Annotated in this window: 26 protein-coding genes and 1 tRNA gene; 3 read left to right on the top strand and 24 right to left on the bottom strand. The window is 47.7% G+C overall.

Features of this window, described 5'->3' with window-relative positions:
* Positions 1–145 precede the first annotated feature (145 nt).
* From E0L13_RS00605 to E0L13_RS00570, 9 genes are all read right to left on the bottom strand, one after another.
* Positions 146–640 (bottom strand): GNAT family N-acetyltransferase, encoded by a 495-nt coding sequence (locus tag E0L13_RS00605; protein WP_168059568.1) that lies wholly within the window; start codon positions 638–640, stop codon positions 146–148.
* Between the two features lie 25 nt (positions 641–665).
* Complete coding sequence (locus E0L13_RS00600; RefSeq protein ID WP_168059567.1) at positions 666–1,379, bottom strand: hypothetical protein; 714 nt, start codon at positions 1,377–1,379, stop codon at positions 666–668.
* Between the two features lie 82 nt (positions 1,380–1,461).
* Positions 1,462–1,538 (bottom strand) — tRNA-Pro (locus E0L13_RS00595).
* 444 nt (positions 1,539–1,982) lie between these two features.
* Entirely contained in the window at positions 1,983–2,237 is a 255-nt protein-coding gene (locus E0L13_RS00590) for a hypothetical protein (RefSeq protein WP_087477735.1), read from the bottom strand.
* Between the two features lie 227 nt (positions 2,238–2,464).
* The gene (locus E0L13_RS00585; protein ID WP_087477734.1) at positions 2,465–2,740 is read right to left on the bottom strand and encodes a hypothetical protein; all 276 of its coding nucleotides are present in this window, start codon (positions 2,738–2,740) and stop codon (positions 2,465–2,467) included.
* A gap of 18 nt (positions 2,741–2,758) precedes the next feature.
* A complete protein-coding gene (locus E0L13_RS00580) occupies positions 2,759–3,322 on the bottom strand; it encodes a DNA-3-methyladenine glycosylase I (RefSeq protein WP_168059566.1) in 564 nt (187 codons plus the stop codon).
* 12 nt (positions 3,323–3,334) lie between these two features.
* Complete coding sequence (locus tag E0L13_RS11710) at positions 3,335–3,658, bottom strand: restriction endonuclease (protein ID WP_346766145.1); 324 nt, start codon at positions 3,656–3,658, stop codon at positions 3,335–3,337.
* Positions 3,659–3,677: 19 nt separating this feature from the next.
* Positions 3,678–4,265 carry a winged helix-turn-helix domain-containing protein gene (locus tag E0L13_RS11705; protein ID WP_206081436.1) on the bottom strand — a complete coding sequence of 196 codons (588 nt, stop codon included), beginning with the start codon at positions 4,263–4,265 and terminating at the stop codon, positions 3,678–3,680.
* A gap of 28 nt (positions 4,266–4,293) precedes the next feature.
* A complete protein-coding gene (locus tag E0L13_RS00570) occupies positions 4,294–7,386 on the bottom strand; it encodes a type I restriction endonuclease subunit R (RefSeq protein ID WP_168059564.1) in 3,093 nt (1,030 codons plus the stop codon).
* Between the two features lie 295 nt (positions 7,387–7,681).
* Between E0L13_RS00570 and E0L13_RS00565 the strand changes: the two genes are divergently transcribed.
* The gene (locus E0L13_RS00565) at positions 7,682–8,155 is read left to right on the top strand and encodes a restriction endonuclease subunit S (RefSeq protein WP_107196813.1); all 474 of its coding nucleotides are present in this window, start codon (positions 7,682–7,684) and stop codon (positions 8,153–8,155) included.
* Here E0L13_RS00565 and E0L13_RS00560 read toward each other — a convergent pair.
* The 5 genes from E0L13_RS00560 to E0L13_RS00540 all read right to left on the bottom strand — a co-directional run bounded on the left by E0L13_RS00560 (position 8,152) and on the right by E0L13_RS00540 (position 12,856).
* On the bottom strand, positions 8,152–8,715 hold the full coding sequence (locus tag E0L13_RS00560; RefSeq protein WP_107196803.1) for a restriction endonuclease subunit S: 564 nt from the start codon (positions 8,713–8,715) through the stop codon (positions 8,152–8,154). The genes E0L13_RS00565 and E0L13_RS00560 overlap by 4 nt on opposite strands.
* A gap of 15 nt (positions 8,716–8,730) precedes the next feature.
* Positions 8,731–9,714 carry a site-specific tyrosine recombinase/integron integrase gene (gene xerA / locus E0L13_RS00555; protein WP_107196802.1) on the bottom strand — a complete coding sequence of 328 codons (984 nt, stop codon included), beginning with the start codon at positions 9,712–9,714 and terminating at the stop codon, positions 8,731–8,733.
* 88 nt (positions 9,715–9,802) lie between these two features.
* A complete protein-coding gene (locus E0L13_RS00550) occupies positions 9,803–10,069 on the bottom strand; it encodes a cytoplasmic protein (RefSeq protein WP_107196801.1) in 267 nt (88 codons plus the stop codon).
* Positions 10,070–10,115: 46 nt separating this feature from the next.
* On the bottom strand, positions 10,116–11,306 hold the full coding sequence (locus E0L13_RS00545; RefSeq protein WP_162860303.1) for a restriction endonuclease subunit S: 1,191 nt from the start codon (positions 11,304–11,306) through the stop codon (positions 10,116–10,118).
* Between the two features lie 44 nt (positions 11,307–11,350).
* On the bottom strand, positions 11,351–12,856 hold the full coding sequence (locus E0L13_RS00540; RefSeq protein ID WP_107195665.1) for a class I SAM-dependent DNA methyltransferase: 1,506 nt from the start codon (positions 12,854–12,856) through the stop codon (positions 11,351–11,353).
* Between the two features lie 168 nt (positions 12,857–13,024).
* On the opposite strand from E0L13_RS00540, the gene E0L13_RS00535 reads away from it, so the two are divergent.
* Positions 13,025–13,714 (top strand): helix-turn-helix domain-containing protein, encoded by a 690-nt coding sequence (locus E0L13_RS00535; protein ID WP_168059562.1) that lies wholly within the window; start codon positions 13,025–13,027, stop codon positions 13,712–13,714.
* A gap of 179 nt (positions 13,715–13,893) precedes the next feature.
* On the opposite strand, the gene nhaC is transcribed toward E0L13_RS00535, so the two are convergent.
* The 3 genes from nhaC to E0L13_RS00520 all read right to left on the bottom strand — a co-directional run bounded on the left by nhaC (position 13,894) and on the right by E0L13_RS00520 (position 18,172).
* Entirely contained in the window at positions 13,894–15,288 is a 1,395-nt protein-coding gene (gene nhaC, locus E0L13_RS00530; RefSeq protein WP_087477724.1) for a Na+/H+ antiporter NhaC, read from the bottom strand.
* Positions 15,289–15,308: 20 nt separating this feature from the next.
* Entirely contained in the window at positions 15,309–16,493 is a 1,185-nt protein-coding gene (locus tag E0L13_RS00525; protein WP_168059560.1) for an aminotransferase class I/II-fold pyridoxal phosphate-dependent enzyme, read from the bottom strand.
* Positions 16,494–16,795: 302 nt separating this feature from the next.
* A complete protein-coding gene (locus E0L13_RS00520; protein ID WP_168059558.1) occupies positions 16,796–18,172 on the bottom strand; it encodes a pyruvate carboxylase subunit B in 1,377 nt (458 codons plus the stop codon).
* Positions 18,173–18,459: 287 nt separating this feature from the next.
* Between E0L13_RS00520 and E0L13_RS00515 the strand changes: the two genes are divergently transcribed.
* Positions 18,460–19,275, top strand: coding sequence for an EFR1 family ferrodoxin (locus tag E0L13_RS00515; protein WP_168059556.1), 816 nt, complete (start codon positions 18,460–18,462; stop codon positions 19,273–19,275).
* A 90-nt stretch (positions 19,276–19,365) separates the two neighbouring features.
* On the opposite strand, the gene E0L13_RS00510 is transcribed toward E0L13_RS00515, so the two are convergent.
* The 7 genes from E0L13_RS00510 to fabD form a co-directional block, all read right to left on the bottom strand.
* Positions 19,366–20,427 (bottom strand): radical SAM protein, encoded by a 1,062-nt coding sequence (locus tag E0L13_RS00510; protein ID WP_206081435.1) that lies wholly within the window; start codon positions 20,425–20,427, stop codon positions 19,366–19,368.
* A gap of 41 nt (positions 20,428–20,468) precedes the next feature.
* Positions 20,469–21,179 (bottom strand): ribonuclease III, encoded by a 711-nt coding sequence (gene rnc / locus E0L13_RS00505; RefSeq protein WP_107195653.1) that lies wholly within the window; start codon positions 21,177–21,179, stop codon positions 20,469–20,471.
* A 45-nt stretch (positions 21,180–21,224) separates the two neighbouring features.
* The gene (gene fabF, locus E0L13_RS00500) at positions 21,225–22,478 is read right to left on the bottom strand and encodes a beta-ketoacyl-ACP synthase II (RefSeq protein WP_107195652.1); all 1,254 of its coding nucleotides are present in this window, start codon (positions 22,476–22,478) and stop codon (positions 21,225–21,227) included.
* A 35-nt stretch (positions 22,479–22,513) separates the two neighbouring features.
* The gene (locus tag E0L13_RS00495; protein WP_198643463.1) at positions 22,514–23,470 is read right to left on the bottom strand and encodes a nitronate monooxygenase; all 957 of its coding nucleotides are present in this window, start codon (positions 23,468–23,470) and stop codon (positions 22,514–22,516) included.
* A 70-nt stretch (positions 23,471–23,540) separates the two neighbouring features.
* Positions 23,541–23,786, bottom strand: a complete 246-nt coding sequence (locus E0L13_RS00490; RefSeq protein WP_059076793.1) for an acyl carrier protein — start codon at positions 23,784–23,786, stop codon at positions 23,541–23,543.
* A 34-nt stretch (positions 23,787–23,820) separates the two neighbouring features.
* Entirely contained in the window at positions 23,821–24,564 is a 744-nt protein-coding gene (fabG, locus tag E0L13_RS00485) for a 3-oxoacyl-[acyl-carrier-protein] reductase (protein ID WP_168059554.1), read from the bottom strand.
* A gap of 1 nt (position 24,565) precedes the next feature.
* Positions 24,566–25,507, bottom strand: a complete 942-nt coding sequence (gene fabD, locus E0L13_RS00480; RefSeq protein WP_168059552.1) for an ACP S-malonyltransferase — start codon at positions 25,505–25,507, stop codon at positions 24,566–24,568.
* Between the last annotated feature and the right edge of the window lie 9 nt (positions 25,508–25,516).

Below are 25,516 nucleotides of genomic sequence, written 5' to 3'. Positions count from 1 at the left end.
TAGCATACCTGCCGCAGCAGCATAAGCCGGACGGAACACAAGCGCAAAAAAACTCCTGCCGCATGAGCAGCAGAAATAAGATCTGCATGCGCTCTGCAACAGGAGATAGGATGCAATATTGCTGACAGTTTATAGGACGTCCCGCTCAGCGGGTCAAGGACAATACCATGTCGTACCACACAGCGCCGCCGTGCATAGACTGGGATTTCCCATGGCATTCGTAGCCGAACTGCTCGTAGAACGGGATAAGCCGTTCCTTGCAGGTCAGTATAATCTGCTTTTTACGGCGCAACTCCGCCTTTTCAATATAGGCCTTCATCAGCGCCGCGGCGAAGCCCTGATGCTGCTCCTGGGGAATCACGTCCAGACCGAACACCATGACGTTCGGCGCGTCGTCGTCGTGCAGCGCCGTCGATTCATACAAATCGTCGGTCAGCTCGTCCTTATTCGTCACGCAGCCGTTGATAAATCCAATAGGCCTTCCATCCTTTTCCGCAATGAGAAAGGAATAGGTAAAGGCTGCCAACCGCTGGCGGAAGCTCTCTTCCGTCGCAGCTTCTGCCGCAGGAAAGCATGCCGCTTCAATGGCCGTCACGGCCTTTAAATCTGTCGGCGCCGCAGGCCGAATTACTATATCCATACAATCCCCTTTCTATCCCCTGTATTTATTCCATCGGTTTGACGTAGATAGACGGTTTGCCGTCGGCAGGGTAGCCCATGGCATCGCCCAGCTCGTCGCCCGTCACCTTCAGGTCCGTATTGCGGCTCACGGTCACGCGGAACAGCTGCCCTTCCTTATAGTTCAGCTCTTTTCCTTTCAAAAATGCCGAAATCCACCACGGAGCAAACCACGTCGAGCTCTTCTTTCCCCGGCCCTTGATATAGCCGTTCAAGGGAACCGTCACGCCGTTCAGCGTTTTAATCGCCGCAATGGACAGCTCCAGCTTGCCGCCTCTGCCGAAGCCGCGGTTTCCCCGGCCCTTCAGCACCTTGCCGACGCAGGTCGTGCCGGCCGGAATGACGACGACGTCGTTGATGACTACATCTTCCAGGTTCTTCAACTTAAAGGCCTTGCCTTCCTTGCTGGTCTTCGAGCTGATCGGCTCCTGCAGGGCCAGCATGAGCGGCGTGCCCTTAGGAATATACACGTGGCCCAGTTCGACGCCGTGATGGGTTTTCGGCCGTTTTGGGTCGTTGTATTCATCTAATATAGCCTTCGTCCGTTCTTGAATATTCGGTTTTACTGCGGGCTCTTCGACAGGAAATTCCGCTCCTACGACGGGAGTCTTCACATCATGAAATTCCTCGCTGGCCTGAGCTGCGCCGCCAGCCAGGCAACAACAGCAGCATACGGCAGCTAATACGCGTTTTACCTGCATGACCGTTTCCCCTTTCGCCAAACGATGCGTATTGCAAAAACAAGAAAAGCCTTCGTCCAATCCTGAACAAAGGCTTTTATGCTGGTCGGAACGGCGAGATTTGAACTCGCGACCTCTTCCACCCCAAGGAAGCGCGCTACCAAGCTGCGCCACGTCCCGTTAACAGACATTATTGTACCCGATTCCATAGGACTTGTCAAGTAATTGAATACATAAACATTTCCGCATGTATCAGCAGTCTTCGTTTTTTTTTCTTGACGGCTCTTTCAATACTCAGTATAATGAAGGTGAAATAAAAAACGAGGCATTACACCGACAAACGGTTATAGCCCCTACATTAAGCAAGATTTAACCGCCTAAAGTTTGGACGCTATGGGCGGTTATTTCTTTTGTAAAAGTACCACTAAGAGAATCAAAAGTAATAGTGTTACGTTTGTCTCGTTCATGGGCATCACCCCCATTCATTCGAAATGGATAGGGGCGATATAACCGCCTGCCGTTGTGTGTGTAATGCCTACGGCAACATCATATACGAACATATGATGTCATGTCAATATAGTTTACTATCTAACGCAAAGATATACGCTGCAAGAAGCTCAGGTCTTAATCCTCCCATCGGTCGTCGTCCCAATCGTCGTCATCGTCATCTTCCCAACGATCGTCATCCCAGTAGTCATCGTCATCGTCTTCCCAGCGGTCGTCGTCCCAGTAATCATCATCGTCAAAGGACTCCAACGCCGGCATGCCGCTTCCCCAAGTGGGCGATGATCCTATCCCCAAAGGCGACGTCATGGCAAAGGAAAGATTGCCCATCAGAAACCATACGGCGCACATCATCATCACTAACCAACGCTTCATAGTTCTTCACCTCTCTGTCAAAAAATAACAAGCCGCGTTATCTCAACATGGTACAGCCCATGTTGAATATCCCTTTCATCTCCTGTATATTACACATTGTACCATAAGAAAATAGCAAAAAAGAAGAATTATGCAATTTTCAAATGTAAAATTACAGTAAAATAACCTATTTCTTAATACAACAGCCTCGGAGTTCTTCATGAAGCTCCGAGGCTGTTGTATATTATTTACCATTCATCACTATCACCGTCATCGTATTCATCGGCAGAATAGCCATCGTCATGAGCCGCATCCAATTCGTCACGCCGTTCTCCCTGCCCATCGGCATAGCCGATTTTAAAATCTTCTGAGCCGTAATCCGGCCACTCGTCCCACAAGCCCATACAGGCATCTTCATAGCCCTTCGCATACCCTGCATCGTATTCCTCGTATGTCGCCTGTGACACCGCACTGCCGCAAATCCAGACGCATAAACATACTACCATCAATAACAATAGCTTCATATGCTGCACCTTCTTTATTTAATACGCCCCATCGCCGCAAGGACAAGACGCAATATGGTCGTTCAGCACACCGGCGGCCTGCAAAAAGGAATACATAATCACCGGCCCGACGAAGGACGCGCCCCGCTTCTTTAAATCCCTGCTGATGCGCTCCGACAATTCCGACTGAGCCGGTATGTCCTTCTGCTCGTTCCAAGCGTTGCGAATCGGCTTCCCTTCCGTAAAATGCCAGACATAGGCATCGAAGGAACCGAACTCCTGCTGAATCTCCTGTACGACGCGGGCATTCTTCCGCACCGAAGCAATTTTCAGGCGGTTGCGAATCACATCGCCGTGAAGACGAATCTCCTCCAGCTCGTCGTCGGTCAGCGCCGCGCAGGCCGGTATGGAAAAATTCTGAAAGGCCTTACGATACCCCTCGCGCCGCTTCAAAATCATCAGCCACGACAACCCGGCCTGCGCCCCTTCAAGGCACAACAGCTCAAACAACATCGTATCATCATGACAAGGCACGCCCCATTCCGTATCGTGATACTCCCGCAGCAACGGGTCGCCTAAAGCCCATGGGCAAATTGAATTCATGAGAAACTCCTTTTAAATATCTTCATTAAAGAAATCGTAATCTATTCGCTTTATTTCATACGACTCAATAACAGAAACACCAAGGTTATACTCTATCATCAAATTAGTCAAGCGAACGCCGTCGATGAGTACGATTTTTGTATTAAGCTGTTTTTTAGCATATTCATAAGCTCCAGAAGAAAATTTTGCCGTCGTAATAAATACGCCTTTTGTTGCGCCCTGTCCAACGAGAGCTCCTAAAAATTTTTGAATTTCCGGACGACTGACAACTGTATCTGTATTCCATTTTTTAGCTTGAATATAGATAGAATCAAATCCAAACTTGTCTGCCGTCACGATACCGTCAATCCCTTCATCACCAGATTTTTTTAGTTACGGCATTGGCATTTAGCTGCATGGAACCATACCCCATTTTAATTAATAGCCGAACTACTAAACTCTCGAAATCTGATGAAGAAATCTTCATAATTTCCGTTAATAATTCATCCGCCAATGAGTGATTTATTTGCTTAATTGCATTTTCCAATATTTCTTGCGGGCTCTTAGTTATTTCTTCATTATTAGTATTGTCATTACTTACTACTATATTTTGCGTTGTATCGTTACTGATAAATGCATTAAATGAGTCAAATCGCCGTAAATATTCTACTGTAATATTCTCTACGCCTTGTTGATAAGCCTCTTTTCCACGCTGGGTCAGGCAATATGTTGACCTTACTGGATTCTCAATGAGCCCGGCTTTTTTCAAATATGTTTTCGCCCAACCTACGCGATTTGCCAATACAGACTGACGCCCCGTAGGTAATCGGCGTTGCCGTTCCTCTTCAGTAAGTTGAAATGCATTGGCGCAAAATGTTATTAATTCTTTTGTCGTATGCCTATTTCCATCACTCAAGCACGTTATGATAGTCGGCATAAATTCATTATATTTCGGTATTGCCATACGTTTCACTCCACATACCTGTATTTACTTAAAAATCCGTATTATCTGTCCATAACTCGCACTGCAACATAACAGTCTTTACAGCATCTTCTCTGCCTTCCGGCGGATATCCATATTTTTTCAGGAGACGTTTTACCATCTTTCGCATGCTAGCTCTTGCGCTTTCTTTTTTCTGCCAATCAATCGTTCGATTTTTCCGTAAAAGTTCTGTCAGCTCTTTCGTAAGAGCAATTAATTGATCGTGCTCATAAAAATCTTTTATCGCTTGCGGCTTAGTCAACGCATCATAAAACGCCATTTCATCGGCATTTAAATGTAATTCTTCCCCTTCCTTCTGCGCATTTTGTATGTTTCTAGCTAAATTTAACAACTCTTGTATTACTTCTTCATTAGTCAGCATACCGTTTAAATATCTTCGCATCGTACCCTGAATAATCTCGGAAAATTTTTCTGATTTTACCACATTCGTTTTACGATATACAGATACTTGTTCAGAAATCAAGCGTTTCAATAATTCAACCGCTAAATTTTTCTCTTTCATCTTTCCTACTTCTTCCAAAAATTTAGGGTCAAATAATGAAAACTCCGTATCTATATCTGAAAAAAGATTTATGACGCCGTCGCTTTTTATACTTTCTTTCAGCAAAGCATTTATTTTATTATTTAATTCAGGAAGAGTAATCTTTTCCCCTGTTCCTCTCGCGGCCAAACGCACAAGCATTACACGAACGGCTTCAAAATATGCCGCTTCCAAGCGCATCTCCTTATCGACAAGACTGCTGCATAAAGACAATGCCTGTTTTAATAATAACGCTTCCTTTATATAAACATATTGTACTCGTTCTTTTTCTGGTACATCACTCTCTTTTTGACTTTTACCTAAGATAAAATTCACTCCGCCTGTAATAGCTTTTGCTTTCTCCAAATCATCGCCGGTCATGAACATTAAATAATTAAAGCCATGGAAGAAATCTCTGCATACAGATAATTTTTCAAGAAATCGCGGATATGCTACTTTGCTAATATCCGTATTACCGTAATTTTTTCTATCTCGTACCGTATAATCATTCATCGCCTGTTTCAAGGCCGATGCAATCCCTACGTAATCAACAATTAAGCCGCCTTCTTTATCTTTGAACACTCGATTCACACGAGCAATCGCCTGCATAAGGTTATGCCCTTTCATGGGTTTGTATATATACATTGTTGCTAAAGACGGCACATCAAATCCAGTAAGCCACATATCGACGACGATAGCAATTTTCATAGAAGAATCATCATCTTTAAACCGTTTTGCCAGCTCATCTCTATACGATTTATTTCCAATAACGTCCCGCCACTCTTCAGGATCATTATTTCCTTGTGTCATGACTACATGCACTTTTTCTTTCCAGTCCGGCCTCATGGCTAATATTTGCCGGTATATCTTCATAGCAATAGGTCGAGAATAAGCGACTATCATCGCTTTCCCAGTCAATAACTGTGCGCGATTCTCTTCATAATGGGTAATCATATCGCTGACCAGAGAATGTATTGTTTGATCAGCCCCTAATATAGCGTCCATTTGACTTAATTCTTTTTTACTTCTTTCTACTACATAAGGGGACGCCGTTTCCGCTACCCTATCGTATTCATCATCAATCATTTTTAAAATCTTCTCATCTAAATTTAGATGAATGACGCGGCTTTCGTAATAAACAGGCCTGGTCGCCCCATCTTCTACGGCTTGGGTCATATCGTAAACATCGATATAATCGCCAAAAACTTCGCGCGTATTTCTATCTTTCGCCGATATCGGTGTACCGGTAAAGCCAATATATGTAGCGTTCGGTAAATTATCCCGAATAATTCTAGCGGTTCCAATAATTGTTTTGGCAATGATCTTTCCCGTATCATCTTGACGGGCAATCACTTTTTCATTCAATCCATACTGTCCGCGATGAGCTTCGTCTACCATGACAATGATATTTTTTCGCTCAGAAAGGGCGCTTCCGCTTTCTGTAAATTTCTGCATAGTCGTAAAAATAATACCGTTAGCTTGCCTGTCTTTGAGCAAAGTTTTCAAGTCATCTCTACTTGTTGCCTGTGCAGGAGTCTGTCGCAGAAAACGCCGGCACCGAATAAATTGACTATATAATTGATCGTCAAGATCATTACGGTCAGTAATAACTACAATCGTCGGGCTATTCAACGCGTTCTGCAAATACTGGGCATAAAAAACCATAGACAACGATTTCCCGCTTCCCTGAGTATGCCAAAATACGCCGCCTTTCCCATCTGTTGCCACGGCTTTTTTAGTAGATTCAATAGCTTTTTTTACAGCAAAATATTGATGATATCCCGCTAAAATTTTAAACGTTTTCTTTTCTTCTTCATCTTCATTAAAACAAATAAAATTCTGTATAACATCCAGCAATCGATTTTTTTCAAACATCCCTTCAAAGAATACTTCAAAGGACACATACTGCGTATTCGTATAATTACCGTCGATGGTTTTCCATTCCATAAAACGCTCTTCATCAGACGTAATCGTTCCCGCTTTTGATACGGTCATATCACTCATGACACAGATAGCGTTGTACACAAATAAAGACGGAATTTCATGCATATAATTGCGCAGCTGCCGATATGCCGCCGACGCGTCGGTTTCTTCCCTTGTCGGGGATTTTAATTCAATGACTACCAAAGGCAATCCATTGATAAATAATATGACGTCGATTCTTTTTGTAGAATACTCTACGACAGTCCATTGATTAGCAACAACAAAATCGTTATTAGCAGGATGTTCAAAATCAAGGAGAGTAACTAACGTAGATATTTCTTCTTCGTCGGCAAAATATGTCACAGGAACACCATTTTGCAAATAATTCATAAAAAGAATATTCTTTTGCAGTAAAGTACCATTTTCAATGTTCCTAACTTTAGTAACAGCCTCATGTATAGCACACTCTGGTAAGTGACGATTAATCCGCCGCAATGCAGGCCATAAGCTATCTTCATAAAAAGGAGACTCGTATTCCCGCTCTACCTCTGGCCCATAGACATACGTATACCCTAGCTGTCCGCTTAGTAATTGCAGCACTGCATTTTCATAGTTCGATTCCGTATAATATCCTGCCATGGCCCTCACTCCTGCATTTCTTAGGTTAAAATAAAGTCTCTATAAAATATGTTTTCTATACTAAATGCATAATATCCTACTAAAATAAGAGAAAAACGATAATTTACAGCAGCAAGCCGTTGCGATTTTTAGATCATGGTTTGTTGATTATATTCCATTCGGGGGCACTGCACCGGACAAATGGGAGAATGTCACTTTAGAAGACATTACATCACTGTTAAGTCGAGGTATAACTCCAAAATATGCGGATGATACCGACCAAATTGTAATTAATCAGAAGTGCATTCGCAATCACATGATTGATCTTTCTTTTGCGCGAGCCCATAGGCCGAAAGTCATCAATGATAAGTGGCTTCGATTTGGAGATTTGCTAATTAACTCAACTGGCAATGGCACTTTGGGGAGAGCAGCGCAGGTTTGGTTTCAGCCGCATAATCTTACTGTTGATTCTCATGTTACGATTGTCCGGCCAGCAACAGAAAGTATGATTTTCTATATTGGGTTGTGGGGAACCCAACATGAAAAAGAAATTGAATCGCTTCATATAGGAAGCACTGGTCAGACAGAGTTGCCCAGAGATCGCGTAAAGGCGCTCGAACTCCTTTTGCCTGATAAGGAGACTTTGGATTGCTTTAATGCTCTCATTGCACCCATGGCGGCTGCCATTGTCTCGAATCAGGAAGAAAACAACAGGCTTGCATCTATTCGAGATGAGCTCCTTCCAAAGTTAATGTCAGGCAAAATTGATGTCTCCGCTATCCAGCTCTAAGCCGCTAAATTATCGTTTATTGCAGCGTTTATCTTAATTCTTTTATCAATATTAAATAAAATCATTCCAACTTTTCGTTGTTTACTTATATTTATTGGAAAATTAATTATAATTTCTTCCTGCAATCTTTTTCGATTAATTTCTGTTTGTCCTGTAGACCCTTCTGCCAATGACTCTATTTGTTTTTGTTGTGCTTTAATAGCATACCCATAGTATAACGGATCTATTTCTTTCGTAGGCCTTAATAAAATCATATGACCATCAAACGTAGTAGTAGCCGGAATTTGCCAAACTTGAGCTACACGACCAGCTGTCCCAGTACCAGTAGAGTTAATAAGCACGTCTCCAGGTTTCAATAGTTTTTCTTCAGAAACTTTCCTTAAAGATTTATCATGTAAACGCGCCTCTTTATATGATATTTGAAAATTACGATTGCATCGTTGATTTAATACCTTAATCGTATTTTCTGTCTCATTCTCAGTATATTTAGGAGCAATTCCTTTTGTCATAAATTCGGTGACTTCTCCTAACGGCTTTAAAATTCTCTTTGCCTTTTCCATATTTCTTTACCCTTTCTACCCAATATACTTTCTATGTGCTAACTTTACATTCTGTTGTTTCACCATAGCATAATGCAGCGTCGTATCAATTTTCTGATGTCCTAGCAAGTGTTGTACTTGCTCTATGGGCATCCCTTTATCAATAGCCGTCGTCGCAAAGGTACGCCGGAATTTATGAGGATGCACCTTTGTAAGGCGTATTCGTTGTCCTAATCGTCTCAAGCAGGCTTCTACACCGCCGATCATAAGGCGATTATGAGGTATTTTCAAAGACACAAATAATGCAGGATTTGTGTCTGTCCGACTTTGCAAATAATTTTGCAAATGAATTTTCGTCCTTGCGTCAAAATATACTAACCGTTCTTTATTTCCCTTTCCGCAAACGACACATTCCCGTTCATTAAAATCTATATCGTCCCGATTCAGCAACACTAACTCGCCTACACGCATTCCCGACGATGCCAATAAATCGACAAGAGCTAAATCCCGTAGATTCGTACAGTTATCACGCATAAGCTCCAGCGCTTCATCGCTATACGTGTCTTTGACAATTTTTGCCGTTTTCACCTTATGAATCCGTCGGATAGGGCTTTTAATTATATAATCTTCGTCTTCCAGCCACGAAAAAAAGCTTGATAAAATACGGCGAATATTGTCAATCGTAACCTTGCTGGAGCCTCTCTCCACTTGATACGTAATCAAATAGTTCCGCAAATCTTCTGTCGTTATTTGCTGCGCCGTTTTGCCGATAGTTTCCAGCATAACGTCAATCGTCTTACTATAATATGTCAATGTTTTTTCCGAACATCCTTCAATACGTTTAGCGGAAACAAATAACTCTACGGTATTGCATTCGTCTACTGCCGCTCTTATTTCTTCTGTATTGACGGTTACTCCGTAAAATGCTTGATCCAATACGATTTTTAGCTGAAGTAATTGTTCGTTATTAAGATAGGGCAACATCTTCTGCTGAATCTCGCAAATCAGTTGTTCTTTCATCGCCATTTCTCCTTTCAGTAATAAGAGAACGACGAGCAGCGGCAGTTCTTTTACTAATTCTCTCACCGCTGTTGAGAGATTTTTTACATCAAAACCACTTATTATGCATTTTTTCTAAAAACTCTTTAGTAATAGGTAGTCCAGAACTTTCTCCAATAACAGCATCCACACCGTAATAAGGGCATATAGCTGTACCTATACCATAATCATCTGCATACCTAGTAATTTCAATGGGAGAAAAAATTTTTAAACAGTGGTAACAGCCACATATACTGTCATGTAAAAGATACGGCTTATTTTGAAATGCATATTTATGGGCATTTGAAAGATCTAGTTCACTATTTTCTGATTTCACTTCAAACTCCTTTTATGTCACGTAAGATTAACGATAATTTAGCGGCTTAGAGCTGGATGTCAGAGACATCCAGCTCGCCGGACATCAATCGAGGAAGAAGGGTATCTCGCAGTGATGACAGATAAATATTTTCCTTTTGATTTTCAAGAATCACCGAAAATAAAGGAGAAACTGTTTTATCAAATTTTCTCATAGAAGCAACCGTTGGAATCATCACCTGGATTTTTCCAAACTGTGCCTTATTAAGATTTACAATAGTGCTACCGCCTTGTCCCAATTTATTTATAACTTCTGAAAGCGTTCGCATCAACAGATATATGTAATACGGGGAATAATCATCTTTGGGGATTATAGAGTTTATCTGCTGGTTTGTCTGACTTTCGGATGCCACAAGCGAGACAAGACCTGCTGTACCAATACAGCTAACGCAAATGGAATTTTTAGGCAAAGTCTTTTTGGGTTGAGAATTTGCTCCATACATTGACAGGTATCGTTCTGTTGTCATGACATAAATTTTTCCGTGCATATCAGGAATCGTAATAAACGGAATTTCTGATCCATAATACTCGGAGATCTTCGTTGATGGCGTTTTACCACATACAATTTCTTTTGCAAGATCGTCAACGGTACCAATAATCCAATCGGAAGGCATTATTCCATCATATGGATCAAAATCAACAAAACATGACTTGTATAGAGCCTGTGCTTGTTGCTGTAAATTATCGTTTATGTTTTTCTTTACATTTATTGTTTCATCAATAGATCTCAAAAACTTACCTATTCTCTTTTGTTTTTCTAAATCAGGCAAATCTATTGCAAGTTCTTCAATATCTGAAGGTCTAATTGCAGGATACGTTGAAGTACTTTGTTCTGCAATATTTTGTAAATACTCTATAACTTGCGCTTGTGTAAGAAAATAATAAATAAAATAGGGATCAGCTATATTTTCATTCACAGTAATTACAGCAAATCCTGTTGAAACCAGAAAATTTTCTTTTTCTGATTGAATGATTCCATAATGTTGTTGATTTGGTCTTACCATTGAATACAGAATGTCATTTTTACTCACTTTGCGTTTTGCCCGACTTGGTATTTTTTCCCATTCCGTATTATATCTCTTTACTTCATTAATTTGACCTTTATTAATATTTTGAGTATCAAGGTAATAAATTACTGACCACTTTTCCTTAACAGAATATGTTCTTTTATTTATTTCACAAACATCTTTTAATCGCAAAATATTATCTCCTTATTTTTTATACTACAGTCTATTCATGAAAATCATATATCATATCCAATCGCTCCTAATTGTTTCTTAATCTCTTCCTCTAATCTATGGGATTCTTTAAATAGTCCAGACAATTCTGTCGTAAGACGCGCCATTTTTTCTTCAAACGGTTCTGTATCTTCTTCCAGCTCTTTAATGCCTACATACCGTCCAGGCGTCAAAATATAATCTTGCTTCGCAATATCCTCCGTCGTTACGACAGCACAAAATCCCTTTTCATCCTCCAACGTACCGTCGACAAAGGCATGATACGTATTGGCAATCTTTTTGATATCCTTGGCATCATCCAATTCCCGAAGTTTTCTCGTAACTAAGCTCCCCATATCTCTGGCATCGATAAACAGGGTTTTTCCTTTTTGTTTCTTGTTTTTAGATAGAAACCATAAAGATACGGGAATCTGCGTCGTATAAAACAGCTGTCCCGGCATGGCGACTATACAATCTACTAAGTCGTCTTCAATGATCCGTTTCCGGATTTCTCCTTCGCCGCCAGATTGAGAGGATAACGAGCCGTTTGCCAATACCATACCGATACGGCCGTTAGGCGCTAAATGCCAAATCATGTGCTGAAGCCAGGCAAAGTTAGCGTTTCCTGCCGGCGGCACGCCGTATTTCCAGCGAACGTCGTCACGCAACTTATCAACGCCCCAATCGGAAAGATTAAAGGGAGGATTTGCCATTATAAAATCCGCTTTTAACTGCGGGTGGCAGTCGTTAAAAAACGTATCTGCACTAAATCTTCCTAAATCCGCTTCGATGCCGCGAATAGCTAAATTCATCTGCGCCATTTTCCATGTCGTCGGATTGGAATCCTGTCCGTAGACAGATATTTTATTAATATTCCCGCCATGGTTTTCGATAAATTTTGCCGATTGGACAAACATGCCGCCCGAACCACAGCAAGGATCGTACACGCGTCCATTGAACGGCTGTAATACTTCAACCAACGTTTTTACCACGCAAGCGGGGGTATAAAATTCCCCTGCCAATTTGCCTTCTTGCTCTGCAAACTTTGCTAAGCAATATTCATACGTTCTGCCTAAAATATCTTTTTCACTTCCAGAATCTACCATTTTTACATTGGAAAATAAATCTACTACATCGCCCAGACGCCGTTTATCCAATTCAGGACGGGCAAAATTCTTAGGCAATATACCTTTTAACTTCTTATTCTCTTTTTCTATGCTTTTCATAGCTTCGTCTATAACGACGCCGATTGTTTCCTTGTGGGCTGCCGCAGAAATGACGTTCCAACGAGCGTTTTCAGGAACAAAGAAGATATTTTCCGAAATATATTCATCCCTGTCTTCTTCGAATCCCGCACCTTCTTCGACCAATTCATTATATTTTTTCTCAAAACAATCAGAAATGTATTTCAAAAAAATAAGTCCTAATACGACAGATTTATATTCCGACGCGTCAATATTACCGCGCAGTACACAAGCTGCATTCCAAATTTTTTCTTCAAATCCAATATTTACGCTATTTTTATTAGCCATAGTCATTCCTCTTTCATTTCAAATTATACATTCTGGTAATCCATGATACTTATAGTATACACATTATTCCTTTTTAATGCATTAGTTTCTCGCATAACACATATATCTATACAAATATTCTTACATTTTCTATAATAAAATCAACGATTGTAAAGGACGGAGCTATCTATGAAAGAAAAATATTATTACATCGGCGAGGTGTCGTCTCTGCTCGATATTTCTACGCAGACCTTGCGGTATTACGACAAAATAGGCCTGGTCCGGCCGGCGAAGGTCAACGAGCAAAACGGCTATCGCCAGTATACGTATGACCAAATTCATTATATCGAGCGCATCAAGTACCTGCAAAAGCTGGGGCTACCCCTGACGGAAATCCGCACGGCCTTGGACGGCGGCGGCACGGAGCGCCTGACAGCGTTGCTGACGCGGCATAAGGAAGAGCTGCAGCGGAAGATCGAGACGCTACAGGACACGGTCGATACGATAGATTGGTACGTATCGTATTACAACTATCTGAAGGAAAATGCTTTTCCCGATATTCCCTTCAAAAAGACCTTTGAAACTCGCTATGTTCTCGCTGCGCCGATTTATCCGGGAGAACCCATATACGGCGCGGCGGGCTACAGGCTGACGGAGGCACAGAGCAAGACACCCTTCAATCAGCTTCCCATGCTCCGCCAAAACGGCTACATCCTGGACTTCCATCGGCTGCTGCAGAACGAAATATCCGCCTTGTATTACTTCATGTACATCAAAGAAAAGCCGTCCTTTTCCCATCCCTATATCCGTGAAATACCAAGCGGGGACTATTTCTGCTTCCGCGTAAAGCTTTTGTCGGAAACTTGCAGCAACACTTGATTCAAAACGTATTTTGAAGGCAGCCCGTCTTCCCATCTGGTCGTCGCCGACGAATATGAAGATAACTTTTATGAATTTCAGCATTGTACCTACGAGGTACAGGTGCGCATCGCGCCATAAGCAACCAGCCCCGCCTATCCGACAGCATAGTCAGATAAGCGGGGCTGTTTCAATATAAATTAGGACTCAGGCTGCGCCGGCGGGATGCGTTCGATCGTAAAGCCGATGAAGCCAATGATAATGGAAATAATAGGCGTCAAATAGCACGAGAAGGCAAAGGGCGCATAGGACAAGGTCGCGACGCCCAGCGTCGCCGCCATGAAGGCGCCGCAGTTGCTCCACGGCACGAGGGGGCTGACGGTGCAGCCGGAATTGACGACGCAGCGGGACAGATTTTTCGGAGCCAGGCCCTTTTCGGCGTAGCGGTCCTTATACATGCTGCCCGTCACGATGACCGACAGGTACTGGCTTCCCATGAGCATTTCGGCGATGACGCCGGTCAGCACAGTCGCGCAAATGAGTCCGCCTACGCCCTTGGCGATGGTCAGAACCTTATCCAGCAGCAGGGGCAGCATACCCGACTTCTGGATGATGCCGCCGAAGCCCATGGCTACGAGAACCAGAGCGATGATAGAGCCCATGCTGACCATGCCGCCGCGGCTCAGCAGGCTGTCGATGACTTCCGAGCCGGAGTGGGATTCGTAGCCGGAAAAGGCCACGCTGATGACGTCGGACAGACTGGCGCCTTGTATGCCCATAGCCAGCAGGGCAGCAATAAAGGCGCTGATGAACAGGCCGGGAATAGCCGGCATTTTCTTGATCACCGATACGATGACGACGAGAGGCGGAATGAGCATGATGGGATTGATGACGAAGATACGGGACAATCCGTTCAAAATCGCGTCGATGCCTTCGTTGTCAATGCTTGCGCCGCCGTATTGAAAGCCCAGGACGGCATAGAGGACCAAGGTGATGATAAAGCTGGGTACGAGAGGATAGACGACGTGCTTGATGTGCTCGAAGAGCTGGGCCCCGCTGATAGCCGCGCCGAGGTTGGTCGTATCGGACAGGGGCGACATCTTATCGCCGAAATAGGCCCCGGCAACGACGGTACCGGCGACCATTTCCAAGGGGATATTCATGGCCTGACCGATGCCGACTAGGGCAATGCCGACGGTACCGGCGGTGCTCCACGAGCTTCCCGTGGCAAAGGCTACGATAGACGTGAGGACGTAGGACATAGCCAGAAATACTGTAGGCGAAATGATGAGCAGTCCGTAGTAAATCATCGTCGGTACGACGCCCGATATAATCCAAGTGCCGATCAAGATACCGACGATGAGCAGGATGACCAAAGCCTGCAGGCCGTCGGACATGGTTTCGAGCATAAATTTTTCAATATCGTCCCATTTGTACCCGGCCTTTAAGGCTACGAGACAGGCAATGGCCGTCGAAAAGACCAAGGGGATATGGGGGCCTGCGCCCAGAAAATTCAGCGCGATGACTAAGCTGATAATCAGTGTGATGATGGGAATGAGGGCCAAGCCGACGGTCATATTTCGATACGTTGACATAATGATTCCTCCTCGCCGCCTTATTCGTCAAAGACGCTCAGCGCCTGGGTAAAGTCGGCAATCAAGTCCTGGGCGTCTTCCAGGCCGACGGACACGCGCATCAAGCCGTCTGTAATGCCCATTTTCAGGCGTATGTCCCTGGGAACGGACGCATGGGACGACAAGATGGGGTAGGACAGGGTCGTCGCGTAGCCGCCCAAGGTCATGGCGTATTTGGCGATGTGCAGGCGGCGCATGAAGGCGTTGATTTTTTCCCGGTCTTCGGGCATTTCAAAGCTGAGCATGGCACCATATCCCTTGGCAAACAAACGCTTGGCAATATCATGCTGGGGATGGGTCGGCAGGCTGGGATGGTTGACCTTCAGCACGCGGGGATGCTCGTCGAGGGCTTTCGCCAGGGCTTCGGCGTTTTTCAGCTGCCGTTCCATGCGCAGGTCGAGAGTCCGCAGGCTCCGTTCACATAAATAGGACGAAAATGGATCGAGAGTGCATCCCAGGAGGGCTTGCAGCTTGCAGGCCTTGTCGATAATATCCTTCGACGCCGTGGTCGAGCCGCCGACGATGTCGCTGTGGCCGTTCATGAATTTGGTCAGGCTGTTGATCGTCACGTCTGCGCCGAAGTCGATGGGCTTGATGACCGTCGACGTCGTGAACGTATTGTCTACGACGAGCTTAGCACCGCAGTCGTGGGCGATGCGGGCCACGGCCTCTACGTCTACGACGGCCATGGTCGGATTGGAAATGACTTCCGTATAAATGATTTTCGTATTCGCCTGCACGGCCTTTCGGACGGCGTCTACATCCGTGAAGTCGACGCACGTCGATTCGATGCCGTAGCGCTTGATGACGTCCAGAATTTCCAGCGTTTCGCCGTACAAATTGCTGTTAGCCAAGATGTGGTCGCCGGCGTCGGCCAGGGACAGGAGCGTCGTCGTAATCGCTCCCATGCCGGAGCTGCAGATCATAGACGCTTCGCCGCCTTCCAGATAGCTGACCAGTTCGGCCAAGGCATTGCGGTTCGGGTTCCTGATGCGGTTATATGTGTAGCCTTTGACAGCGTAGTATTCGTTTAATTCGTCCAAGTCGGCTCCGCCGCGGAAAGCCGTCGTCAAGTAAATGGGCAGTACTTCCGGCGTGCTCAGCGTCCCTTTTACTTCCGCTCCCTGCATGATAATTTCCGTGCCTCTGTTCATGTTTCGTTCCATGTCAATTCCTCCTGACAACTAGATGGTATACACCTGTAATGACTGCATTCTTTGCTATGACCGTATCATACCATTGAAGCGGAGCATAATGTCAATATATTTCGGCAAAAAAATATAGGAAAATGTAATGCCGTCTATGCTAAAAGGACAACGGAGTCGGACAAAGGGAAAGAAACTGTTTCTCTTCCATGTACATGAGAAAAGAGATGTACCGAAGATTATACTGGACAATAAGCTTTTCAGCGCAGAAGATAAAAACACCTGACAATTGACTCGTCAGGTGTTTCCCATAGCATATGTAATTATCCCTGCGTCGCGGCGCTGCGTTTCTGCATGTCGCGGCGTTTTTTGAAGAACGGCAGGGCTACTTCCGGGAAGATGGCGTAGCCTAAGACGTCTTCCGGCGCGGCGTCGGGGAAACCTTCGTCGGCCAAGGCCTGCTTGGCTTTTTCCAATTCTGGTTCTAAATCGTCAGCCGGACGATGCGTAATAACCGGTTCGTCGCCGATGCACATCTTGCGGAATTCTTCCGTGATTTCACCGGGAACGCGGCCGTACTTGCCGCGGACGATGTCCCGCACTTCGTTGGTCACGATTTTATAGCGGCCGTACAGGACGTTGAGCGCGGCGGCCGAGCCGGTAATCTGGCTCGTCGGCGTAACGAGGGGCGGATAGCCCAAATCGCGGCGCACGTTCGGCATTTCCGCCAGCACTTCGTCAAAGCGGTCTTCTGCGCCCTGCCCTTTCAGCTGGTTGTACAGGTTCGTCAGCATGCCGCCGGGAATCTGGTACTTGCGGACAGCCGGATTGATCTGGCTGGGCATAGTCAGGTTGAATTCGTCAGCCAGCTCCTTGCGGACTTGTTTGAAGTGCTCCGTCAAGGGCCAGAGCCGTTCGACGTCGATGCCCGTATCGTAAATCGTGTTCTGCAGGGACATGACGACCGATTCTGTCGGCGGCTGGCTCGTCACTTCGCCAAAGGGCGACAAGGCCGTGTCGATAATATCTACGCCGGCTTCGATAGCCTTCATGTAGGTCATTTCGCCGAAGCCGCAGGTGCAGTGCGTGTGCAGCTCGATCGGTATGGACAAGTGCTTTTTCAGCATGCGCACGAGATTGTACGCGTCATAGGGGGACAACAGCCCCGACATGTCCTTGATGCACAGGGAGTCGACGCCCATGCGCTGCAGCTCCAGAGCGCCTTTTGTAAAGGATTCCATCGTGTGAATCGGGCTGATCGTGTATACGATAGCGCCCTGGACGTGGACGGACTTCGTATCCTTTGCCGCCCGGATGGCCGATTCCATGTTGCGGGAATCGTTGAGAGCGTCGAAGACGCGGATGATGTCGATGCCGTTGTCTACGGCTCTGTTGACGAATTCATACACGACGTCGTCGGCGTAATGGCGGTATCCTAAGATGTTTTGGCCGCGGAGCAGCATTTGCAGGGGCGTTTTTTTGACGTATTTTTTAATCGTCCGCAGCCGTTCCCACGGGTCTTCGTCCAAAAAGCGCATGCACGTGTCGAAGGTCGCGCCGCCCCAGCATTCCAAAGCGCCGTACCCTACTTCGTCCATCGCTTCCAATACGGGCTGCATCTGGCTCAGGCGCATGCGCGTCGCCGCGATGGACTGATGACCGTCCCGCAGTACCGTTTCCGTTATTTTTACTCTAGCCATATCACTATCCTCCGTTTAGTAATCTCTATGTACTATCGGCTTGTTTCAAGCCTGTGCGTATGCAGCTTAGCATATAATTATAATTGCAATTACTTTTTATTATACCATATTTTACCAAGAAAATCAGAAAAATTTCTTCAGCGGCAATCTAAAAAAATCATTCTCCTGCCAGTATACGGCTGTATTTATTCTCATAATGTGGTACACTTATACTATACAATCATGGCGTCGACAGGGGTGTTATTCCAACTGCCATTATCCATATTCACCGCGAAAGGGGTTTTATTATGACAACATGCGCACGTATCATTACCGCCTATTTCAGCCCGACGAACACGACGAAAACCGTCTGCGAAACCATTGCCCAGGAGCTGAGCCGCACGCTGGGCATTCCCCACGAAAGCCGCAGCTTCACCCTGCCGGGCGAACGAACGGAACCACTTGTATTTCCTGAAGGCTCATTGGTCATCCTAGGCATGCCGGTCTACGCCGGCCGCGTGCCCAACTTCATGCTGAAATACCTGGCGCAGACAGAAGGAAACGGCTCCATGGGCGTTCCCATCGTCGTATACGGCAACCGCAACTACGACGACGCCCTCATCGAGCTCCGCGATATCATGGAAAAAGCTCACATTCACACCGTCGCCGGCGGCGCGTTCATCGGCGAGCATTCCTTCTCCCGCACTCTCGGCCAGGGCCGTCCCGACAGCCAGGACCTCAACAAGGCCCGCAGCTTCGCCCAGGTCGTAGCCAGCACGATTTCCAACGACAGATACCGCACTCCCGTGCCAGTCAAGGGCAACGTCCCCTATCGGCCGTACATGGTGCCGCAGAAAGCCGACGGCTCCCATAAGACCATCACCAAGGTCTTCCCGAAGATCAGCGACGCCTGCACCAACTGCGGCGTCTGCGTCAGCGTCTGTCCCCTCGGTTCCATTGCGCCGGACTGCCATACGTATACGACGTTCTGCGTCAAATGCTGCGCCTGCGTCAAGGCATGTCCCGCCGGCGCGCGCTACTACGACGACGAAACGTATTTGTTCCATAAGAAACAATTGGAAGAAACGTACGCCCGCCGTGCTGAGCCGGAAACGTTTATCTAACAGTATCTCTGCAGCAGCGTAAAAATACCGATATGCAAGGCTTGCCTGCCCATTGCATATCGGTATTTTTTATGCCCAGGTCTCTCGACTTCACAGGTTATCCTTGATCCTGCCGGCGTCCGCCTCGATATATATCTTCCGCCTGCCGGCAGAAACAGCTGCGATGCCTGCCGGCAAGACGGCTGATTCCTTCCATTGTACGGAAAAGGAATAGCGGTTCCGCACTTTTTTGACGGTAGTATTTTTATATCCCCGCACGCGCGACGTATCACGGCGATTATATTCTACGATGACCTCGCCCACATCTCCCAGGCAGTCCAGGACGGCGAACAGCTGGCGGCAATACCGCCGCGTGTCGACCATTTCGCCCATAGCCGGCGCATAGGCCCCGGCCAGTACCTGGGCCGGATCGTCCAAGTCTTCCGTCGCCTGCAAGCCCGTGCGGATACACTGAATGCCCGTTTCGACAAAGGCCTGCTTCATATAGGCAGCCCGCACGACGCCTTCATGTACCGAAAGAGGCGTATATTCTCCCTTCCGATACATGTCGGCCAGCTCCGTATCGGCAATGACGACGACAGGATAGATGCGGGCTATATCGGGCTGTAAGCGGCAAATCGCCGCCGTCGTGTCCTGCAGGCTGTTCCAATCTTCTCCGGGAAGGCCCGGCATGAGCTGATGGCCGACAGTAAATCCGTGCTCCCGCAGCAGCGCCGTCGCCGTTACGACGTCCTGCGCCGTATGCCCCCGCTTAGCCTTGGCCAATACGACGTCATCCATAGATTGAACGCCTAATTCGACAGTCGACAGACCGTACCGTTTTAAACGACTCAATATTTCTTCGTCAATGCAGTCGGGCCGCGTCGAGCAGCGAATCGCCTGTATACGGCCCTGCTGCAGCGCTTCATGAGCCGGAGTCAACAGTTCCTCCTGCAAGGCCATCGGAATAGCCGTAAAGCTGCCGCCGTAAAAGGCGACCTCCCAATGCCGTTCTTCAGCCGCGCTTGTCACGTATTCTTTGATCGTCCGGGCCACGGCATTGCCGTCGGGCACGCCGCGCCGCCCTGTAATGCGCCACTGGTTGCAGAATACGCAGCGGTACGGACAGCCGATATGAGGAATAAAGATAGGAATAATCGATGTTTTCACCATAATACCTCAAATAAAAAAAGGATGGGCTAAGCCGCATCCTTTTATATTGCATGTAATCGTTTCAGAGCTTCGTGAGCGGCATGCTGTTCCGCATCCTTTTTGGTCTTGCCGGAGCCTTCGCCGAGAACCTTGCCGGCTACGATGACCTCCATGTAAAAGGTCTTGTCGTGGTCGGGGCCTTCTTCCCGGCACAGGGCGTATGTGATTTTCTGCTCGCCGTCGCGCTGGACGAATTCCTGGAACAGCGTCTTGTAATCTTTTCCGTAATCGCCGCTGGCAACGAGGGATAAATAATCTTTTAACTGATGCAGAATAAATTTGCGCGCTTCTTCATAAGACGAATCAATGTAAATCGCACCGACGACGGCTTCAAACGCGTCTGCCAGTATGCTGGCCCGCTTGCGGCCGCCTGACGCCAATTCTCCTTTTCCCAGAAGAATGTAGTCCCCCATGTTGAAGGTAGCGCATACGGCAGCCAGCGGCGCTTCGCTGACGACGCTGGCCCGCGCTTTCGATAATTCGCCTTCCGGCATGTGGGGATATTGCAGGAAAAGATATTCGCCGACTACCAAGTCGAGAATCGCATCTCCCAAAAATTCCAGCCGTTCATTGTAATAACCGTGTTTTGCCTTATTTTCATTGGCATAGGATGAGTGTGTCAGAGCCTGGTCCAAAATCAACAGATTATGAAAAGAGGAAAGTCCTAAAACGTCAATGAATTTTTCTAACTGCTTTTTTCTACCTGTATCCATTCACATGATCTTCTCTAATCTATTTTGTATTCCGCTTGCCAACGCTTAGTCGACGTATTTTCTAAACAGCAGCGTCGCGTTGTGGCCGCCGAACCCGAAGGAGTTGGAAATCGCTACGTTGACATCGGCGTCTACGGCTTCGTTCGGCACGTAATTCAAGCCGAATTCTTTCAGTTCGTCGTCGACTTCCGCCAAGTTAATCGTCGGATGTACCTTGCCCGTTTCAATCGTCAAAGCGCAGACGATGGCTTCGACGGCGCCGGCTGCGCCGAGGAGATGACCCGTCATGGACTTCGTCGAGCTCATGAGGAGGGCTTTGGCATGATCGCCGAATACGCGGGAAACGGCTTTCGTTTCGTTCAAGTCGTTCAAATGTGTCGACGTGCCGTGAGCGTTGACGTAGTCGACGTCGTTCGGCAGGAGACCGGCGTCCTTAATAGCCAATTCTATGCACTTGGACTGCTGGATACCGTCCGGGCCGGGAGCCGTAATGTGATATGCGTCGGCGTTGCTGCCATAGCCGCTGATTTCGCAGTAAATGTGGGCGCCGCGCTTCTTAGCATGTTCTAATTCTTCCAGTACGACAATGCCTGCGCCTTCACCCATGACGAAGCCGTCGCGGTCTTTGTCAAAGGGACGGGATGCATGAGCCGGATCGTCGTTGCGCGTGCTCAGAGCCTTCATAGCGGCAAAGCCCGCTACGGCGCCGGGAGATACGGCAGCTTCCGTACCGCCGGCTACGGCTGCGTCCAGTTCACCGCGCTGAATCATGCGGAAGGCGTCGCCGATGGAGTTAGCGCCTGTCGCGCAAGCCGTTACGACGCTGGCGCAGTGGCCCTTCAGGCCGAAGGTAATGGAAACCTGGCCGGACGCCATGTTGGCGATCATCTTCGGTACGACAAAGGGATTGACGCGGGACGGTCCCTTGGCAAACAAGCCCTTATACAGGTTGTGGAGAGTTTCCATGCCGCCGATGCCCGTGCCGACGATCGTACCGATGCGGTCGCGGTCTTCTTCATCCAAATTCATCTTAGAATCTTCGAGAGCCAATTTGGCGGCCGCTACGGCGTACTGCGTAGACGGGTCCATGTGGCGGGCTTCCTTCTTATCAATGCCGAAGGCAGCAGGATCAAAATCTTTGACTTCGCCGGCAATGCGCGCGCCGTATTCAGTCGCGTCAAAATGAGTGATAGGACCGATTCCATTTTTGCCGCTGAGCAGCGCGTTCCAAAATTCATCCTTACCCATGCCTACGGGGGAAATGACGCCGACGCCTGTAATCACTACACGTTTTTCCAATATTTTCACCTCATCATCAAAAATCAAACCGTGAATCAATCGGGAATTTCATCCATTTCACGTTTAAGATATGCAAATATGTCTTTTACCGGCAGAATGTCATGGATTTCCTGCATTCTCCTGCCGGAGAACACCAAGCCCGTTTCGACGTCGCCCTGCTGCGCTCTCGTGAGGGCGCGGATAATGCAGTACTTATGGCTGCATTTTTTCAGGCACTGATCGCAGTGATCCGGCGCCGGCGCCGTACCGAGAAGAATTCGTTCGGAAAAGGGCGTCCGGATTGCCTGCCCCGGAAGGCCGACTGGACTATGCACCAATATAAAATCTTCAGGGCTGTTGGCCCGCAGATATACCTTTTTCAATTCGTCAGCGCCGTTGGATTCCACGCTGGCGGCAAACCGGCTTCCCATCTGAACGCCGTCGGCGCCCAAACGCAGCATTTCGGCAATGTCTTCACCGTGAAGAACGCCGCCTGCGCCGATGACGGGAATGTCGACAGCTTTCCGCACTTCCGGCACGATGAGCCGGCTCGAGCGGTTGGTTCCCAGATGCCCGCCTGCTTCTGCCCCCTCTACGACGACGGCAGCAGCACCCAGGGTTTGGGATATTTTAGCTAGTTTAGCAGAAGACACGATGGGCACAATAGGCGTGCCGCTGTCTTTTCCCCAGGCGAACATATCCCGGGAAAAGCCTGCTCCTGCTACAACCAGGTCTATTCCTTCTTCAATTGCAGTGGTCACGATGCCTTTGAATTCGCGGGCCGCGACCATTACGTTTATGCCTATGATTCCAGTTGGAGCCAGTTTTCTGGCTAAGCGTATTTCATACCTTAATTCATCAAAGGGCATGCCAGAAGCCGCAATAAGGCCAATACCGCCTTCGTTGGCTACTGCTGCGGCCAATCGGGCCGTGGACAATCGAATTGCCATGCCGCCCTGGACGATTGGCACCTTTGCTACGAGCTTACCTATTCTTAATTCTGGCAGCTTCACTCTGTTTTCCTCCAATCAAGACACCGTCAGGGGAAGCGCCATGGCTTCCCCATCCGGCCCTATTGCGTACTTACGCTTTCTTTTCCTTTTCGATGTAATCAACTGTATCTTTGACAGTTTTGATTTTTTCCGCAACATCATCAGGGATTTCGATGTTGAATTCTTCTTCGAAAGCCATGATCAATTCAACGATATCCAAGGAATCAGCGCCCAAATCATCGATGTAAGCAGCGTCCATTTTGACTTCTTTTTCGTCAACGCCGAGCTGTTCAACAACGATGCTCTTTACTTTTTCAAAAGTAGCTTCTTCGCTCATTTCCAATTCACCCCCTTTCAGTGGAATATATGTCTTACATTACCATGCCGCCGTCTACGTTTAAGACCTGGCCGGTAATATAGCTTGCGTTGTCAGAGGCGAGGAACACGACGGCCTTCGCCACTTCTTCCGGCTGGGCGACGCGGCCCAGGGGAATCGATTTGAGCATGTCTTCTTTTACGGCGTCGCTCAATACCGCCGTCATGTCCGTATCGATGCAGCCCGGAGCTACGGCGTTGACGCGGATGCCCCGCGAAGCCAGTTCCTTGGCTACGGATTTCGTAAAGCCGATCATGCCGGCTTTCGCCGCTGCGTAGTTTGCCTGGCCGGCGTTACCGGTCTGCCCGACGACGGACGTAATATTGATGATCGCGCCGCTGCGCTGCTTCATCATCAGCTTCGTTACAGCCTTCGTGCAGTGGAATACACCCGTCAGGTTCGTATCCAGCACGGTCTGCCAATCGCCTTCCTTCATGCGCATGAGGAGACCGTCGCGGGTAATGCCGGCGTTGTTGACCAGAATATCAACAGAGCCGAACTGTTCTTTTACGGCATTTATCATATCGGAAACGGCTGCGTCGTCGGCGACGTCGCACTGCATTGCGACGGCTTCGCCGCCTTGTTCTTTGATGAGGGACAGCGTTTCTTCAGCCGCCGCTGCATTGCCGGCGTATATAACGGCTACCTTCGCGCCTTCCGCCGCAAGGGCGACGGCAATGGCCCGGCCGATACCGCGGGAACCGCCCGTAACGACGGCAGTTTTATCTGTTAAGAGCATTTTATCTAACCCCCTGGAAAAATTCAAGTGTTTTCTGTAAGGAAGGTATATCTTCTACGTTTTCGCTGTGAATTGCCCGGTCGATCTTACGGTTAAAGCCGCAGAGCGTTTTGCCGGGGCCGACTTCTACGAAGGCTTCGGCGCCGAAGGCCTGCATGGTCTTCGTGCAGTCGATCCAGAGCACGGGGCTGGCCGCCTGCTTGACCAGGGAAGCCTTAATATCAGCCGCAGCCGTTTCAATCTGGCCGTTTACGTTGGCGACGACAGGAATCTTAGCGTCGGAAATCGTAATCGTGTCGAGCACTTCTGCCAGGCGTTTCGCCGCCGGTTCCATGAGCGTGCTGTGGAAGGGAGCGCTGACGTGGAGGAGGACTGCCCGCTTTGCGCCGGCCGCCTTCAATTCATCTACGGCCGTTTCAACGGCTTTCGTGCTGCCGGCAATGACGATCTGGCCGGGGCAGTTGAAGTTAACGGCCTGTACGACGCCGCCCTGCCCGGAAATATGGGCGCAGATGTCCTTAATCTTATCTTCGGCCAAGCCCATGATAGCTGCCATGCTTCCTTCTCCCAGAGGCACGGCTTCCTGCATGAACTGGCCGCGGAGCCGTACGGTCCGCACGGCGTCGGCAAAGGAAAGTGCGCCGGCCGCTACGAGAGCCGAATATTCGCCCAAGCTGTGGCCTGCGGCAATGTCAGGCGTCACGCCTTCCTGTTCCAATACGCGGCAGCAGGCCGTGCTGGCCGTCAAGATCGCCGGCTGCGTATTATAGGTCTTCATCAATTCTTCATCAGGGCCTTCAAAGCACAGCTTCGTCAAAGAAAATCCCAGCGCGTCGTCTGCTTCTTCGAAAAGCTCCCGCACGACGGCATACGATTCGTATAAATCCTTGACCATGCCGACTTTCTGCGCACCCTGTCCGGGGAATACAAATGCTTTTTTCATACTATTCAC

This window comes from Megasphaera sp. SW808 (genome assembly GCF_012027795.1).
GTDB lineage: Bacteria > Bacillota > Negativicutes > Veillonellales > Megasphaeraceae > Megasphaera > Megasphaera stantonii.
Note: the sequence above shows the minus strand (reverse complement) of the source record. Positions and strands in the feature narration are given on the sequence as shown.

Coding starts and splice junctions, on each gene's coding strand:
- E0L13_RS00605 (WP_168059568.1), bottom strand. CDS start 640: ATGGATATAGTAATTCGGCCTGCGGCGCCGACAGATTTAAAGGCCGTG.
- E0L13_RS00600 (WP_168059567.1), bottom strand. CDS start 1,379: ATGCAGGTAAAACGCGTATTAGCTGCCGTATGCTGCTGTTGTTGCCTG.
- E0L13_RS00590 (WP_087477735.1), bottom strand. CDS start 2,237: ATGAAGCGTTGGTTAGTGATGATGATGTGCGCCGTATGGTTTCTGATG.
- E0L13_RS00585 (WP_087477734.1), bottom strand. CDS start 2,740: ATGAAGCTATTGTTATTGATGGTAGTATGTTTATGCGTCTGGATTTGC.
- E0L13_RS00580 (WP_168059566.1), bottom strand. CDS start 3,322: ATGAATTCAATTTGCCCATGGGCTTTAGGCGACCCGTTGCTGCGGGAG.
- E0L13_RS11705 (WP_206081436.1), bottom strand. CDS start 4,265: ATGGCAATACCGAAATATAATGAATTTATGCCGACTATCATAACGTGC.
- E0L13_RS00570 (WP_168059564.1), bottom strand. CDS start 7,386: ATGGCAGGATATTATACGGAATCGAACTATGAAAATGCAGTGCTGCAA.
- E0L13_RS00565 (WP_107196813.1), top strand. CDS start 7,682: ATGATTGATCTTTCTTTTGCGCGAGCCCATAGGCCGAAAGTCATCAAT.
- E0L13_RS00560 (WP_107196803.1), bottom strand. CDS start 8,715: ATGGAAAAGGCAAAGAGAATTTTAAAGCCGTTAGGAGAAGTCACCGAA.
- xerA (WP_107196802.1), bottom strand. CDS start 9,714: ATGAAAGAACAACTGATTTGCGAGATTCAGCAGAAGATGTTGCCCTAT.
- E0L13_RS00540 (WP_107195665.1), bottom strand. CDS start 12,856: ATGGCTAATAAAAATAGCGTAAATATTGGATTTGAAGAAAAAATTTGG.
- E0L13_RS00535 (WP_168059562.1), top strand. CDS start 13,025: ATGAAAGAAAAATATTATTACATCGGCGAGGTGTCGTCTCTGCTCGAT.
- nhaC (WP_087477724.1), bottom strand. CDS start 15,288: ATGTCAACGTATCGAAATATGACCGTCGGCTTGGCCCTCATTCCCATC.
- E0L13_RS00525 (WP_168059560.1), bottom strand. CDS start 16,493: ATGGAACGAAACATGAACAGAGGCACGGAAATTATCATGCAGGGAGCG.
- E0L13_RS00520 (WP_168059558.1), bottom strand. CDS start 18,172: ATGGCTAGAGTAAAAATAACGGAAACGGTACTGCGGGACGGTCATCAG.
- E0L13_RS00515 (WP_168059556.1), top strand. CDS start 18,460: ATGACAACATGCGCACGTATCATTACCGCCTATTTCAGCCCGACGAAC.
- E0L13_RS00510 (WP_206081435.1), bottom strand. CDS start 20,427: ATGGTGAAAACATCGATTATTCCTATCTTTATTCCTCATATCGGCTGT.
- rnc (WP_107195653.1), bottom strand. CDS start 21,179: ATGGATACAGGTAGAAAAAAGCAGTTAGAAAAATTCATTGACGTTTTA.
- E0L13_RS00490 (WP_059076793.1), bottom strand. CDS start 23,786: ATGAGCGAAGAAGCTACTTTTGAAAAAGTAAAGAGCATCGTTGTTGAA.
- fabG (WP_168059554.1), bottom strand. CDS start 24,564: ATGCTCTTAACAGATAAAACTGCCGTCGTTACGGGCGGTTCCCGCGGT.
- fabD (WP_168059552.1), bottom strand. CDS start 25,507: ATGAAAAAAGCATTTGTATTCCCCGGACAGGGTGCGCAGAAAGTCGGC.